The sequence below is a fragment of the Parafrankia sp. BMG5.11 genome, assembly GCF_004337455.1.
In genome coordinates this window covers 104,010-118,305 of the sequence record NZ_SJXI01000077.1, presented here as the reverse complement: position 1 = coordinate 118,305, position 14,296 = coordinate 104,010, and the positions used below count along the sequence as shown (strand labels likewise).

Here is a 14,296-nt window from a genome sequence, read left to right as displayed (position 1 = left end):
GGCCTACTCGGCGCCGGCGAGCGCAGGCGCAGGCTGAAGCGGCACCTCCGCGACGGGGTCCCGCTGCTCGAACTGGGTCCGGTACAGCTCGGCGTAACGACCGCCCGCCGCGATGAGCTCGGGGTGGCTGCCGCGCTCGACGATCCGGCCGGCCTCGATGACGAGGATGACGTCGGCCGACCGCACGGTGGAGAGCCGGTGCGCGATCACCAGCGCTGTCCGGCCGGCCAGCGCCTCGCCGAGCGCCTCCTGCACGGCCGCCTCGGACGTGGAGTCCAGATGCGCGGTGGCCTCGTCCAGGATCACCACCCGGGGGCGGGCCAGCAGCAGGCGGGCGATCGTGAGGCGTTGGCGCTCCCCGCCGGAGAGGCGGTAGCCCCGCTCCCCCACCACGGTGTCCAGCCCGTCGGGAAGCTGGGTCACCAGGTCCGCCAGCCTGGCCCGGCCCAGCACGTCCCACAGCTCGGCCTCGGTGGCCTCGGGCCTGGCCAGCAGCAGGTTCGCCCGCACGGTGTCGTGGAAGAGGTGGTCATCCTGGGTGACCATGCCGATGGTCTCGCGCAGCGAGTCCGCGGTCAGGTCACGGACGTCCACCCCGGACAGCCGGATCGCGCCCGAGCCCACGTCGTAGAGACGCGGGATGAGCTGGGCGATCGTCGATTTTCCAGCCCCGGACGAACCGACGAGGGCGATCATCTGGCCCGGCTCGGCCCGCAGCGAGACGTCGTGCAGCACCTCACCGTTCTCGCGCTCGTCCAGGACGGCCACCTCCTCCAGCGACGCCAGTGACACGGCGTCGGCCGAGGGGTAGGCGAAGTGCACGTGGTCGAACTCCACCGACACCGGGCCGGCGGGCAGCGGGCGGGCGTCGGGGCGCTCCACGATGAGGGGCTCGAGGTCGAGGATCTCGAACACCCGCTCGAAGCTGACCAGGGCGCTCATCACCTCCACCCGGGCGCTGGCCAGTGAGGTCAGCGGCGCGTAGAGGCGGGTGAGCAGGAGCGCCAGGGCGACGACGGCGCCGGGCTCCAGCTCGCCGCGCAGGGCGTAGTAGCCGCCCAGCCCGTAGACGAGCGCCAGTGCGAGGGCGGACACGAGGGTCAGGGCCGTCACGAACACCCACTGGACCATGGCGGTGCGCAGGCCGATGTCGCGCACCCGCTGGGCGCGGCGGGCGAACTGGGCGGATTCGTCGGCGGGCCGGCCGAACAGCTTGATCAGGGTGGCGCCGGGGGCGGAGAAGCGCTCCGTCATCCGCGAGCCCATGACGGCGTTGTGGTGGGCGGCCTCGCGCTCCAGACGGGCGAGGCGGGAGCCCATCCGCCGTGCCGGCAGGACGAACACGGGGAGCAGGACCAGCGCGAGCAGGGTGATCTGCCAGGACAGGCTGATCATGACGACGAGGGTGAGCAGGAGCGCGACGAGGTTGCCGACGACTCCTGACAGGGTGTCGCTGAAGGCGCGCTGGGCGCCGATCACGTCGTTGTTCAGCCGGCTGACCAGGGCACCGGTGCGGGTGCGGGTGAAGAAGGCGATCGGCATCCGCTGGACGTGGTCGAACACCGCGGTGCGCAGGTCGAGGATGAGGCCCTCGCCGATGCCGGCGGACAGCCAGCGGTTGAGTACGCCGAGGGCGGCCTCGGCCACCGCGATCGCCGCGATCAGCGCCGCGAGGACGATGACCGTGCGGGGGCGGGAGCCGTCCACGATCGCGGTGACGACCCGGCCGGCCAGCACCGGCGTCGCCACCGCCAGGACGGCTCCGGCGATGCTCGTCACCAGGAACAGGCCCAGGGTGCGGCGGTGCGGCCGGGCGAATCCCGCGATCCGGCGCACGGTCGCCCGGGAGAACGGGCGCCGCTCCTCCTGGGCGTGCATCGCCGAATACATCGAGTTCCAGGCCGCGAACTCCATGCTCATCTGAACACCACCTGTCCGTCGCCGAGGTCCGTACGGCCGCACGTATCGGAACACGGAGGTCCGACAGTTTTCCGCGCGTCCCAGGTGGGCGCGCCGGCGGCGTTCGGGGCACGCGGCCCCTCGGCCGGACGGCCGGGGGATCACGAGCCGGCTCGGACGCTAATACCTGAAGTTGACTTCAGGTCAAGCTTTTGCGACCGGGGCCGCCCGGCGGGCCGACGTCGCCCTGCTCCGCGACGAGCGAGGGCCAAGGGCGAAGGGTGGGCTGGCGAGGAGAAAGGCAGAAAGCGGATCCGCCTGCGGGAGCCACCCCGGGATTCGGCGGTTCCAGGGGGCCGGCGAAAGGTGTGCCCGGTCGCCGTTGACCGGACTACGTCCCTCGTCGCGGTCCCGACCGCGAGCTCAGGCGATGCGTGTCGCCCGCTCGGCCATTCGCGGCGCCGCCGGCAGCACGGACACCGGGTGGTCCGCCATCCATCCGACGTCGGCGACCGTCACCTTCATCCGGCTGGCGAGATCGGTGGGGGCGTACCCGCCCTCGAGCGCCTGCCTGATGGCGGCGGCCCTGATTGCGCGCAGGGCCGAACGCTGCGGATGTGACGTCCACATCAGCTCGTCGGCAAGCCCCGCACGTTCGATCGGGTCAGTTACCTGCATTACCTCGTCACATGTCACGGTGATAGATGGTTGCGTGAGCAGGAAGTCTTGGCAACACCCTGCACAACAGCTGTTCCGGCGGCCTGCCAGACCGGCCACCGGAACGGACCTCGAGGCGACGCGACCCGTCCCGCGGATCGATTACAGCCCGTTTACGGATCCCCGCCGGACCATAACGCGATCCCGCAGCGGTGTGCGCTCGGTAACCGGCGGCGCTCAGTTCTCGGAGGGAACCCCGAACCAGGAGACGACCTGCCCGCCGAACTTGAGGTCACCGTCAATCTTGATCTTGCGAGTGAGGTAGAGCTTGGCGGCGTTCGCCTGCCCTGTGACAACGCGCACCAGCCGCACGCGGTCGGTCGTGATGGTCACCGTCCGCCCGCCGCCCGGCGCCGTGCCGCCGGGCGGGTCGATGGTCAGCTCGCACGCCGCACCGTGGACGGCCAGCACATACACCCGCGTCGCACCGCCCGGCCCACCGCTGAGGACGAACTGGACCAGCGCGTCCTCGCCCTTGGCCTTCTCGGGCTGGAAGCTGTCGCGCATCCGGGCGAACAGCTCGTCGAGGACGGCGTCGCCCGACGGGCCACGCAGAACCGTCTCCGTCTGGGACTCCGACAACGAGCCCAGCGCGTCGACCAGCGTGGCCGGGTCGGCGTTCAGATCAACGGACAGGTCGGACATGGGTGCTCCCAGGTGCCGCGCCGATACGGATGGCCGGCCATGTGCCGGTACGTCCCATGATGTCGCGCCCCCTCGACGCCCTCGGCGCGACCCCCTGCCGAAGGTGACACCCGGCCGCTGCCACGGCCGTGTGGCATTTGGGCCTGTTCGGGCGCATGTGGCCGGTGGATACCATCGGCGACCGGGCGGCCGGCCCGGCGCCGTCGACACCGAGCCGCGGCGGAAAGGACACCGGATGCTGGAGCCGCTCATCGACTCCGACCCGCGTGCCATCGGGCCGTACCGGCTGTCGGGCAGGCTCGGCACCGGTGGGATGGGCGCCGTCTACCTGGGGTTCGACCCCGCCCGCCGACCAGCGGCGGTCAAGGTCGTCCGGCCTGACCTGCTCGGCGACGCCGAGTTCCGCGGCCGGTTCCGCCAGGAGGTCGCCGCCGCCCGCCGCGTGCGCGGCTCGTTCGTCGCCGCCGTTCTCGACGCCGACGTCGACGCACCGACACCGTGGATGGCGACCGAGTACGTCGACGGGGTGAGCCTGCAGGCGGCGGTGAGCCGGCGCGGGCACCTCGACGGGCCGATGCTCGCCGGCCTCGCCGCCGGTCTGGCGAACGCGCTGGTGGCCGTGCACGCCGCCGGCCTGGTGCATCGCGACCTCAAGCCGTCCAACGTGCTGCTGGCCTGGGACGGCCCGAAGATCATCGACTTCGGCATCGCCCGGTCGCTCGACGCCACGAGCCACACGACCGCCGGGGGCGTGCTCGGGACCGTCGCGTGGATGGCGCCCGAGCAGCTTCGCGGCGAGCGGGTCGGGCCACCCGGAGACATCTTCGCCTGGGCTCTGTGTGTGGTCTTCGCGGCGCGGGGGCGGCACCCGTTCCCCGCCGACGCGCCGGCGGTGTCCGCGATGCGCATGCTCGCCGACGACCCCGATCTGACCGGTGTGCCCGACCACCTGCTTCCGCTGCTCGCCCGTGCCCTCGCCAAGGACCCGGGCCTGCGGCCGACGGCGACGCAGGTCGTGTCCAGCCTCGCCGGGGTCGCGGTGGCCAGCCTCGACGAGGCCGACGCCGCGGTCCGCGGACTGATCGGAACCGGCTGGGTTCCACCGACGCCGCCAGGCGCCGGCCCCCCGCCCGACGTGTCGGACGTCCAGACCGCGGCGGCGCGGGCGGGCTCGGTGGCACCGGCGGGCTCGGTGGTGGCGCCGGGCGCGGTGGTGGCGCCGGGCGCGGTGGTGGCGCCGGGCGCGGTGGTGGCGCCGGGCATCGGCACGGTGGCGGATCGGACCCTGCGGGCGCGCCGCCGCGGGAGCGGCGGCACCGGTGGCGGCCGCTCCGGCCTGCTGACCGGTCTCGCCGCCGCCGGCCTGGCCCTCGCCGTGCTCGCGGTCACGTTCGCCGTGACCGGTGTGGGATGGGACCGGTCGGCGGGGAGCGGTGACCGGAGCGACCAGGACGCGCGGATGCGGGTCGGGGCGCTCAAGGACATGGTGCCCCCGGTGCCGGCGGACAAGGGGGCACGCGCGAGCCGGCCGGGCTTCCCGGCCGCGGATCCCGCGAAGCCGGGCGCGACCCAGACCGCCTCCGGCTCCCCCGGCGTGGCGCCGGGCTCGAATCCGCCGGGCCCTTCAACGGGCACACCGGGTGTGCCGCCGTCGGCGGCCCCCGCGCCCGCGCCGTCCCAGACTCCGCAGCTGCCGCCGGCCACGCCGCTGTACCGCTACTACAACGGTCAGGATCACGCCTCGCTCACGAGCGCGGCGCCGGCGGCCGGCTTCCACCTGGAGCATGTGCTGGGCAAACTCTTCACCAGCGGTGACGCCCCTGGGACGGTTCCCGTCTACACGTGCCTCAACGGGGCGGAGTCGTTCACCTCGCTGGCGTCCTCATGCGAGAGTCGCACGCCGGTGGGCGTGCTGGGCTGGATCTACGCGGCGAAGCCGGCGGAGCCGGCCACCCAGGCGGTGTACCGGTGCCGTATCGGCGAGGATCACTTCGAATCACTCCAGGCCGACTGCGAGGGCCAGACAGCGGAGGGGCTCATCGGCTACGCGCCGCCCTGACGGCCGGCAGGCCGGTCCGCCGCGCTCTCCGCCCCGCGGAACAGCGTGCCCGGCCGCCCCGCGGAACAGCGTGCCCGGCCGTCCTACGGAGTAGCGTGCCCGGCGCGGCGAATCCGCCCCGGCCCGGCCCCGCCGTACAAACACTCTCCGCACAAACCCGCTCCGCGCGAATCTCCGCCGTGCGCCCCGCCGCACGAATCACGCGCCGGCGTGTGGTTTCCTCTTACCAGCACCGGCGGGATACGGGAGCGAGGATGCCGTGAAAGTCGTGGCAGTCGTCAATTACAAGGGCGGGGTGGGAAAGACGACGCTCACCGCGAACATCGGCGCGGACATCGCCCGTTGGGGAAAGCGCGTCCTGATGATCGACCTCGACCCGCAGGCGAGCCTCACGTTCTCGTTCTACCGCCCGGAGGAGTGGCGGGCGAATCTCGCCGACGACCGGACCGTCAAGGAGTGGTTCGAGGCCTGGCGCGGCGAGTCCTACGTTCCGCACCTCTCACCGTTCGTCACGACGCCGCCGGTCGTCAACTCGGCCATCACCCACAACGGCGGCGGGCTCGGGCTGGTCGCGTCGCACCTCTCGCTGGGTGACGTCGAGATGAACCTGGCGGCCCGGCTGGGCGGGGCGCAGGTCCACCGCTCGACCCGGTACTACTTCGACGTCTACCAGCGTCTCGCCGCGGGCCTGGCGACGTTCCACCCGCACGACTACGACCTGGTGCTCATCGACTGCCCGCCGAACTTCGGTGTGATCACCCGCATGGCGGTCGCCGCGTGCGACTTCCTGCTCGTCCCGGCCCGGCCGGACGAGCTGTCGACGCTGGGCATCGAGCACCTGCTCACCCGGCTGCGCCGCTTCGCGTGGGAGTACAACCGGGTCGCCGACATGCAGTCGGACCGCTACCCGGGGGTCAAACGGCTCGACCCGCAGATCCTCGGCATCGTGTTCACCATGGTGCAGTACTACGGCGGCCAGCCGATCACCGCGATGCAGCCGCACATCGAGCTGGCGAAAAGCCTCGACGCGCCGGTGTTCGACGCGATGGTCCGGGAGAGCAACAGCTACTTCGCCGGCGCGGCCGGAACCCAGCTCCCCGTCGTGCTCTCCGAGCGCATTCCCCGCGGGCTCGCACTCGAGCTGCGCACGCTCGTCGACGAGTTCCTCCGGCGGATCGGGGCGGCCAACCGTGGGTACTGAAGCCACCACCATGAGCACGGGAACCGGCGCCGTGGGTGCTGACTCCGGCGCCTCGCCCGCGGACCTCGGCGCGTTGCTGCTGCGCCAGGTGGCGGAGCTGCTGACCGGCCTCGACAGCCGCCAGGTCGCCGACCTGATCGCGGGCCACGCCCGGCTCGCCGTGGTGTCCACAGCCGCCGGACGCCCTTCGGGCACGGCGGCGCGACGTCCCACGGGCACGGCGGCGCGACGTCCCGCTGGTGCGGCGGCGGGCGCCGCGGGCCGGGCCCAGGTCGAGGTTCCCAGCGGAGCCGAGCTCGAGGAGCTGCGCCGATCCCTGCTCGACGCGCCCAGCCGCGCGGCCGCCGAGCAGCTCCTGGACGCCCTCGGCCCGCTTACGGTGGCCCGGTTGCGGGCGCTGGCCGTCGACCTGGGGATCAAGGGCATCACCAGCCGTGACCCCCGGGCCGCCGTCCAACGGAAGATCGTGGACCAGACGGCCGGCCTGCGGCTGCGGTCGGAGGCGATGTTCGGCGGCGTCCACGGCACGTGAGGCCGCCGCCCCAACAGCGGGTGGCGGGTGCGGCTACCGGCCGGGCAGGGTGATCCGGATGGCGGTCTGGGTCTCCGGCGGACGCCGGCGCACCGTGCGCGCCGCCTTCGACATGGCCGAGACCAGCGGCGCCGCGACCCGGTAACGGTGGCGCACCATGGCCCGCGCGGCACCGGTACGTTCCGGGACGATCTCTGCCATCACCTCCACCGGGCTCTCCGCCGCCTTTCCGCGGGCGTCGCACGGGGCGACCGTCGCCCGCGGGGAGTCACGCAGACGGCGCACCTTTCCGCTTTTTTCGTCGGTAAGAACGAGCAGCTCGGCGCCGTTGACCACGAACCACACCGGCGTCGAGACGGATCGCCCGTCACTGCGAAAGGTGGTCAGTGACAGGTACTTCGACGTTTCGGTCCATGCAGGCAGTGTGACGGCTGACGACATGGGCGGAACCGTAGCCCGGCCGCGGCCGGGCCGCTCGCCGGGTGGCGGAGAAGCCCGGAAGATCCCCCGCACGAATCACGCGGCCGGACCGATTCACCGCGCCGGCGGGATGATTCCGAGATTCGGGAGAACGAACCTCACCCGCCTGGCTTCGCCGGCTTTCTCTCGTTCCCCCGCCGGCCGCGGGCGCTGACGGGCGTCCGGTGCGGTCCCGCGGCGGCGGGCCCGACACCGGTCGGTCACCGCCGCGCCACCTGCGGTCACGCCCACCCAGCCGGGAGCCGGGCAGGCCGGACGGACGGGTCAGCGAAGCCGGCGGCTCCGGCGGCGAACCCCACCCGCACACCGGCCCACAGCGGCGGAGTGCTGACTCCGGTCAATATCCCGGAAACGCGGCCCGGTAAAGCCGCGGACGGGCGTCCCGCCGCGGCGACGACCCGAGGCCCATACGGGCGTGGAGCGGAGTCACGGAAAGCGGCCGTGGGTCGACACGAATACCGACGCCGGGCCGGCGGAGCACTTGACAGCGTTCGCCCGCTTGGCAGAATTGGGTCTCCGGCCGACGATGGCACATCGGATGAGGAATCGGCGTTCTCATCCGCGGGATCGACCGATACCACGGCGTGCCTTTGTCCCGGAGGCGAATACCCCGGAGGCGGAACCTCACCTCCCACATCCCGCGCGGTGCCAGACCCACCTCGCCGCGGGTGCCGCCGAAACAACCAGAGAATAATCCTCTATATAAATTTCTCGCTCGATCCGGCGGCGGGACGACCTCCGTGGCGATCGGGCCAGTCTGGAGGCGGCACCCGATCCGGTGTCCAGGGAAGGCACACAGATGAGCCAGGTGGCCAGAAAGGAACGATCCGACAAGGGCAGCATCCGCATCAACGCGCGTGACTTCCGGTGCCTGAGCTGGCTGCTGGAGATGGGTTCGGCCTACGAGGTGGATCTCGCCATCGTGCTCGACCCGGCGCGGCTGGCCTCCCCGAGCGCGGCGAGGGCGGTCGTGCGGCGTTGGCAGCAGGCGGATCTCGTCCAGGCGGAGGGGCTGTTCGCCAACCGGGGTCGGATCGTGCGTCTCACCGACGACGGCGCATGCCTGGTCGGCGAGGTCGATCACAGCGCCGCGGGCCCGCTGACCGCGGCCGTGCACGCCGCCGAGGTGGCTCGCACCCGGCTGCTGCTGGAACACCGGCCGCCCGGCATCCCGGTGGTCGGGTGGGTGGGCGCGCGCCGTTGGCGCGACGAGCACGAGCGGGCGGTCCGGACCGGCGCGCACGTTCCGGACGGTGTCGCCCGGCTCGCCGACGGATCCTGCGCCGCCGTGCAGGTCGAGCGGGTCAACCACGGGATCAGCGCGGCGATCGGTGTCGCCGGCGACCTGCTGCGCAGGTTCCCCCACGTGGTCTACGCCGTCCCGGCGATGAACGACGGGGTGTCGGCGGTGATCGAGTCGGCCGTCGCGGCGGCGGCGCGGCAGATCCGCTCCGCGGGAGCGGATCCGGGCACCGCGCTGGTGATCAGCATCCCCGACCGGCTCCACGGGGCGTTGGACGACGCACCGGACGGTGGCTGGTCGGCCCCGGGCCGACGGATGGCACGACCCTGCCGGTGACATGAAAAGGCCGCCCGGGGTACGGGGGGATCCCCGGGCAGCTAGTACATGTTTGCACCGCCCCACCGGGTGATGCAACGGTCTGCGGACAACGAGATGGTCACACGTGGTCGAGCGCCCGCACCGGGCTGTTCGCGGCGGGTGGCCTCATGCTGCCGCTGCGCACTGCCGCGGCCGCGGCGGGTGGCCTTAGGCAGCCGCTGCCGCGGCGAGCGGCAGCACGACCCGAGGGCAGAGGTGGATCAGCCGGGTTGACAGCGTCCCGCCTTCGAGGACGTCCAGCAGGGCACCGGCTCGCCGGCGGTCGAGCCGGCCGGACCGGTGCAGACCGCGCAGGCGGAGCAGACCGGGCAGGTGGGCCTCGATCGCGTGCTGGTCCGGTCGGGGGGCTCCGTCGAGCCACGCGTCGAACTGGGCGTCGGTCATGACCTCCCAGACCACGGTGTCGGCGATCGCGCCGGTGGCGTCGGTGACGGTGACCAGATGGGGAATGCGCACCAGGTCCGCCAGGCCGGTCAGGTCAGGCCGGGCGCCGGCGGTGACCACGTGGGTCTCCCGCCCGCTGCGCAGCAGCACCGACCGCAGGTGGGAGGCGAACGCGAGTGCCAGGGCGCTGCGGCCGGGCAGCCCGCCCTGCATGTGCATCACGACCGCGTCGATCCCGGGGCCGCGGACCCGCTCGGCGGCGGCCCGGGCCAGCCAGCTCGGCTCCACCATCACGAATCCCACCTGCGCACGCCGCCGTTCACCGACGGCGTCACCGCCGTCCTCGGCCAGGGCCCGCACCACGACAGGCTCGTGGAACCATCTGCAGGTGATCAGCCCGTCGGCCTGCGGGAGGGACAGGAGCGGGAGATCCCCGGACGTGAAGATCCGATCCATGGTCAGGGTCGTCATTCGGCTCTCCGGTGCGCGTACAGGGCATGGCAGCGCTCGCGTCAGCCCCGGGGGGTCGATGTCGCATCGGTACGTGGTGCGGCGGGTACCGGGTCTCGCGTCGGCGGTCGGGTGCGGGCGGTGCGCGGGCGTGGATCCGGCGGTCCACAAGCCGTCATGCGACCCGGCAGGTGCTGCCGAGGCCTGGGGTACTGCCCGCCCCCGTATCGGCGCCTGGCGACGGGCCACGGCGGCCCGCGCAGGGCGTCACGGAGACGGTCTGGCGGAGAGCTCCCAGCCACGCATCTCACCTTGCGATCATGACCGGACGCCGGTGTCCGGTCGTGATCCGGAGCGAGACGGACTACAGCAGGATCCGTCAAGCTCGCCCTGGCGCTGATCGAGCGGCCGGCGCCGGTGGGCCGGCGCCTCGTTCGTCAGCGGTGGTGGTGCGTACCTGGCGCGAGTCACCCAGGCGGAGGTTCGTGGCGCCGGTGGTGCGTGGCGCGATGTCCCATGCGTTCGCCACCTGGAGATCGCTTGATGCGTTTGGCATTTCACTTTCCGTTAGTTCACACGTGTCGAACGACACCCTGACGGATGCCTGGTCACCACCCCCGAGGGCGACCGTGACGCCACGCGCTGGGGACCCCCGTGAGACCACCCCGCTCAGATGAGCAGGTTGTCGAAATCCCCGTCCTTCGCGCCCAGGATCAGCGCCTCAATCTCGGCCCGCGTGTAAACCAGCGCGGGTCCGTCGGGATGCCTGGAGTTTCGGACGGCCACCGCGTCCCCGGGAAGCCGCGCCATCTCGACACAGTTGCCCTGCGAATTGCTCCGTCGACTCTTCTGCCAGGTAACCCGCTGTAGGGCCGTGGCAGGCATACCGCTGTAGATCTTGGACAAGGTCGTTCTCCTGAAGATTCGTCCGGAGCCAGGCGATCGCTACACGCGGTCTGGGCACCTTTCCGCTCGAGCGGCTCGCAGCTCGTCCGCAGCCACAGAACCGCTCCGCCACAGGGAAGCCTCGGCCGATGAGAGGCCTCGTCCCACCTCCCTCCGGGGGTCGGCGCGTGCGCTTGCACGGACTTCGGCTCACGATACAGCACGCGCGTGTGCACGTGCATCCGACCTGCGCCCACGTGCACGCGACGTTCGACCGCTACGGATCGACCCTTTCGGGTGACACTCACAACCCGCGACACGGACACACGACATCAACACCAGGACACACTGAATGCACTACGGAATACCGCAGGCAGAACGTCGATCTCGTGTTCCGCCTACATTTCATCGTCGTTACGGACACGGATCATCGCGGAGATCCCCTGTGGTGTAGGACTTTCTCCGGCGACAAAGAAGATCGGAAGGAAGAGAGCCCGCCACGAACCCGCAGCCCTCCGGCCCCGGCCCGGCACGCCCGGGCTCGACGGACCCGACGGACCCGACGCCCGACGGACCCGACGGCTACACAGACCCGGCGGCTGACGGACCCAGCCCCGACAGACGCGACGCCATCGGACCCGTCGAACCTGGCCCCGGTCCGGTCCGGTCCCGATCCCGTCCCGACCCGGCCAGGCAGCGCCCAGCCCGCCTCGGCCGCCCGAAGGATCCATTCCGGTGATCACCCGATCGTGCCCACTCGCCGGCGCCGGCAGTGGTGGCGAACGGCCTGTTCGGCTCCGCCCGCGGCGGCGCCCGTCCGGCCTGCCGACATCCCGCCGGCGCGTGCCCCGAGCAGCGTTCCCACGTGAATTCCGGCGCGCGCGGCCAGGCTCCCGCCCTCAGCGCCGTACCGCCCTACGTGCCGAGACGAAGGTCCCGATCACACCCGGCAGGCCTGCGGGGAGGTTGTACGGTCGACACGACGCCCGATTCCGGCCCACAGAAGCGGGTCCCGGACCGAACGCGGCGGCACCGTGCGCGAGGCGCGAGCACCGTCGGCGAGCGGGGAAAAAGGTGTGCTCCGCGTCGTTGACAGGCGCTCTTCCGATCCCGGCGACGGGATCACCGGTGAGGAGATCAGAGGTGTGCTCCGGCGGCCGGCAACTGCTCGACCCAGCGTGGTCTTTCTGCCACAGTGGCGACCGAGCAAGGCTGATCCGGTCAAGGGGGATCCGGATGGAAGCAGGCACCACCAGACCTCCTCCGGTGGTCCCGCCCCGGGGGATGCCCGATGGCGGGGGTAACGGCAGCCGTCCCAGGAGCCGGCCGGACTGACGCGGGTTACGCACCCGCCGCCCGGGCTTCGCCGCGCCCGGAGCCGCCCGCCCAACCTCGGAATGCGTACCCAGCGTGGGACGCAATGACCGGGCAGTATGCGGAACGGCCGGACCGAGTCTCGTACCCCACCGAAATTGGGAGTCGGTCGCGAGCGCTCTCCGTCAACCGTGTATACGTATCTCGTTCGCACCGCGAGACGTGACTTGAGTTGAACGGGGCGGAGAAGGCGCGAGGTGAACGAGGGTAGAAGATCGAATGCCGTACTCTTGCATTGACCTATGGCGAGGGGGCCGACAGTGACGACCACTCAGCCGGGTGGCGGTCCGACCGTACGTCGGATCCTGCTCGGCTCACAGCTCCGTCGGCTTCGGGAGGAAAAGGGCATAAGCCGCGAGGATGCCGGCTACCACATCCGGGCCTCGGAGTCGAAGATCAGCCGCATGGAACTGGGGCGGGTGAGCTTCAAGGAACGCGACGTCGACGACCTCCTCACCCTGTACGGGGTGACGGACAGCGCCGAGCGCGCGCCGTTGCTCTCCCTCGTCCGGGAGGCCAACCGGCCCGGCTGGTGGCACAGCTTCGGTGACGTGCTCCCGAACTGGTTCCAGCCCTTCATCGGGCTGGAGGAGGCGGCGCAGCTCATCCGGACCTATGAGCTCCAGTTCATCCCCGGGCTCCTCCAGACGGAGGAGTACGCCAGGGCGGTGATCAAGCAGGGCAACACCGGTGTGCCCGCGGAGATCATCGAGCGCCGGGTCAACGTGCGCATGAACCGGCAGAAGGTTCTCCACCGCGAGAACGCGCCTCGACTGTGGGTAGTTGTCGACGAGGCCGCCCTGCGGCGCCCGATCGGCGGCCCCAAGGTGATGCGCAGCCAGCTCGAGCAGCTGATCGCCCTGTGCGACCTGCCGAACCTGACTCTGCAGATCATGCCCTTCGCCTTCGGCGGGCACGCGGCCGAGGGCGGCGCTTTCAGCATCCTGCGTTTCCCGGAGTCAGACCTCCCCGATGTGGTCTACCTGGAGCAGCTCACCGGCGCCGTCTACATGGATAAAAGAGAAGATGTGGACATTTACGCCGAAGCGATGAACCGGCTGACGGTGGACAGCCCGCCGCCGGCCACCACGCCCGAGCTTCTCAGCCAAATCATCACCGAGCTCTGAAGCCGGCCAGGCGTACCACAACGAGATTCACCCCGACGCCGGATAGGCCAGCCAGTCATGCGGGGCCGTCCGGCGGCACGAGGCAGGCCACGGCTCGGGCGGGCCAGGCCACCTCGACACCCTTCTGAGCCGCGGTGCTCGGAGCCGCGGCTCGCGGCGTATCCGCGGGCTCCACACGGCGCCGCCCCGGCGCTCAGGATGCGCTCGCGGCGCGATCCGCGACGTCGCAACCGGCCACGGCCGGCCCGAGCGACCTCGGCGGCGGCCGACGCGTCCACCGTCGGTGACTCCGGCAGACATCTGCATCAACCGGCACACATCTAGGCAATGGCACCCAAGTGCTCCCGCAACTTGGTATGAATGCACCCATTCAGCCGCGCCCACAGGATGGAGAGCCGGAAAACCATGGTCTCGGCGCTTGTCGTGATCTCCCTAGTCCTGACCGGGCTCGTCGCGGGGACCATGGCCGTCGGCCTGGTCGCCGTCCGGCCCGCGATGCACTCCCTGCCCCCGACTTCGTATGTGCTGGTCAAGCAGGCGTTCGACGTCAGCTACCCGAAGCTGATGAAGCCGCTCCAGATCAGCAGTCTGCTGTCGACGGTCGCGCTGGCCGTCGTGGCGGCCGTGGACGGCGCGTCCACCTGCGCGATCATCGCCGCCGTCGCGGCCGTCGCCGTGCTCACCAACATCCTCGTCACGGTGCGGGGCGACCTGCCGATCAACAACGCGATGGCCACCTGGCGCCCGGAGGCCCCGCCCGCCGACTGGCAGTCCCAGCGGGCCCGGTGGGACTTCTTCAACTCCATCCGCACCACCGCCGCCGTCGGCGCGCTGGTGCTGCTCGCGCTGGCGGCGACCACGACCTACTGACCGCGTCGACCGACTGAGCGCGCCCGCCCGGGCGGCGCGTCCGCCCGGGCCC

At 71.6% G+C, this 14,296-nt stretch carries 12 protein-coding genes; 6 read left to right on the top strand and 6 right to left on the bottom strand.

The features are described from left to right. Window positions 1-3 precede the first annotated feature (3 nt). From E0504_RS38910 to E0504_RS38900, 3 genes are all read right to left on the bottom strand, one after another. Window positions 4-1,920: an ABC transporter ATP-binding protein gene (locus E0504_RS38910; RefSeq protein WP_112108265.1), complete on the bottom strand. Its 1,917-nt coding sequence runs from the start codon at window positions 1,918-1,920 to the stop codon at window positions 4-6. A gap of 402 nt (window positions 1,921-2,322) precedes the next feature. Continuing rightward, a complete protein-coding gene (locus E0504_RS38905; RefSeq protein ID WP_020458932.1) occupies window positions 2,323-2,577 on the bottom strand; it encodes a hypothetical protein in 255 nt (84 codons plus the stop codon). Window positions 2,578-2,793: 216 nt separating this feature from the next. Further along, on the bottom strand, window positions 2,794-3,261 hold the full coding sequence (locus E0504_RS38900) for an SCP2 sterol-binding domain-containing protein (protein ID WP_071061261.1): 468 nt from the start codon (window positions 3,259-3,261) through the stop codon (window positions 2,794-2,796). Between the two features lie 235 nt (window positions 3,262-3,496). Here E0504_RS38900 and E0504_RS38895 point away from each other — a divergent pair, with 235 nt between their 5' ends. From E0504_RS38895 to E0504_RS38885, 3 genes are all read left to right on the top strand, one after another. Continuing rightward, the gene (locus tag E0504_RS38895) at window positions 3,497-5,320 is read left to right on the top strand and encodes a serine/threonine-protein kinase (protein ID WP_165938747.1); all 1,824 of its coding nucleotides are present in this window, start codon (window positions 3,497-3,499) and stop codon (window positions 5,318-5,320) included. Between the two features lie 259 nt (window positions 5,321-5,579). Further along, window positions 5,580-6,521, top strand: a complete 942-nt coding sequence (locus E0504_RS38890) for a ParA family protein (protein ID WP_112108263.1) — start codon at window positions 5,580-5,582, stop codon at window positions 6,519-6,521. Window positions 6,522-6,531: 10 nt separating this feature from the next. Beyond that, window positions 6,532-7,053 carry an oxidoreductase gene (locus tag E0504_RS38885; RefSeq protein WP_235014565.1) on the top strand — a complete coding sequence of 174 codons (522 nt, stop codon included), beginning with the start codon at window positions 6,532-6,534 and terminating at the stop codon, window positions 7,051-7,053. Window positions 7,054-7,086: 33 nt separating this feature from the next. Here E0504_RS38885 and E0504_RS38880 read toward each other — a convergent pair whose 3' ends face one another. Further along, window positions 7,087-7,494, bottom strand: a complete 408-nt coding sequence (locus E0504_RS38880; RefSeq protein ID WP_071061269.1) for a PPOX class F420-dependent oxidoreductase — start codon at window positions 7,492-7,494, stop codon at window positions 7,087-7,089. 838 nt (window positions 7,495-8,332) lie between these two features. Between E0504_RS38880 and E0504_RS38875 the strand changes: the two genes are divergently transcribed. Beyond that, a complete protein-coding gene (locus E0504_RS38875) occupies window positions 8,333-9,112 on the top strand; it encodes a hypothetical protein (RefSeq protein ID WP_243657817.1) in 780 nt (259 codons plus the stop codon). Between the two features lie 189 nt (window positions 9,113-9,301). On the opposite strand, the gene E0504_RS38870 is transcribed toward E0504_RS38875, so the two are convergent. Then, window positions 9,302-10,009, bottom strand: coding sequence for a hypothetical protein (locus E0504_RS38870; RefSeq protein WP_112108261.1), 708 nt, complete (start codon window positions 10,007-10,009; stop codon window positions 9,302-9,304). A 648-nt stretch (window positions 10,010-10,657) separates the two neighbouring features. Next, window positions 10,658-10,894, bottom strand: a complete 237-nt coding sequence (locus tag E0504_RS38865; RefSeq protein ID WP_020458923.1) for a DUF397 domain-containing protein — start codon at window positions 10,892-10,894, stop codon at window positions 10,658-10,660. Between the two features lie 1,613 nt (window positions 10,895-12,507). On the opposite strand from E0504_RS38865, the gene E0504_RS38860 reads away from it, so the two are divergent. Both E0504_RS38860 and E0504_RS38855 read left to right on the top strand, forming a co-directional pair. After that, entirely contained in the window at window positions 12,508-13,374 is an 867-nt protein-coding gene (locus E0504_RS38860; RefSeq protein WP_131626860.1) for a helix-turn-helix transcriptional regulator, read from the top strand. Between the two features lie 405 nt (window positions 13,375-13,779). Further along, window positions 13,780-14,244 (top strand): DUF1772 domain-containing protein, encoded by a 465-nt coding sequence (locus E0504_RS38855; protein WP_131626859.1) that lies wholly within the window; start codon window positions 13,780-13,782, stop codon window positions 14,242-14,244. Window positions 14,245-14,296 lie beyond the last annotated feature (52 nt).

Coding starts and splice junctions, on each gene's coding strand:
- E0504_RS38905 (WP_020458932.1), bottom strand. CDS start 2,577: ATGCAGGTAACTGACCCGATCGAACGTGCGGGGCTTGCCGACGAGCTG.
- E0504_RS38900 (WP_071061261.1), bottom strand. CDS start 3,261: ATGTCCGACCTGTCCGTTGATCTGAACGCCGACCCGGCCACGCTGGTC.
- E0504_RS38885 (WP_235014565.1), top strand. CDS start 6,532: ATGAGCACGGGAACCGGCGCCGTGGGTGCTGACTCCGGCGCCTCGCCC.
- E0504_RS38875 (WP_243657817.1), top strand. CDS start 8,333: ATGAGCCAGGTGGCCAGAAAGGAACGATCCGACAAGGGCAGCATCCGC.
- E0504_RS38870 (WP_112108261.1), bottom strand. CDS start 10,009: ATGACGACCCTGACCATGGATCGGATCTTCACGTCCGGGGATCTCCCG.
- E0504_RS38910 (WP_112108265.1), bottom strand. CDS start 1,920: ATGAGCATGGAGTTCGCGGCCTGGAACTCGATGTATTCGGCGATGCAC.
- E0504_RS38895 (WP_165938747.1), top strand. CDS start 3,497: ATGCTGGAGCCGCTCATCGACTCCGACCCGCGTGCCATCGGGCCGTAC.
- E0504_RS38855 (WP_131626859.1), top strand. CDS start 13,780: ATGGTCTCGGCGCTTGTCGTGATCTCCCTAGTCCTGACCGGGCTCGTC.
- E0504_RS38880 (WP_071061269.1), bottom strand. CDS start 7,494: ATGTCGTCAGCCGTCACACTGCCTGCATGGACCGAAACGTCGAAGTAC.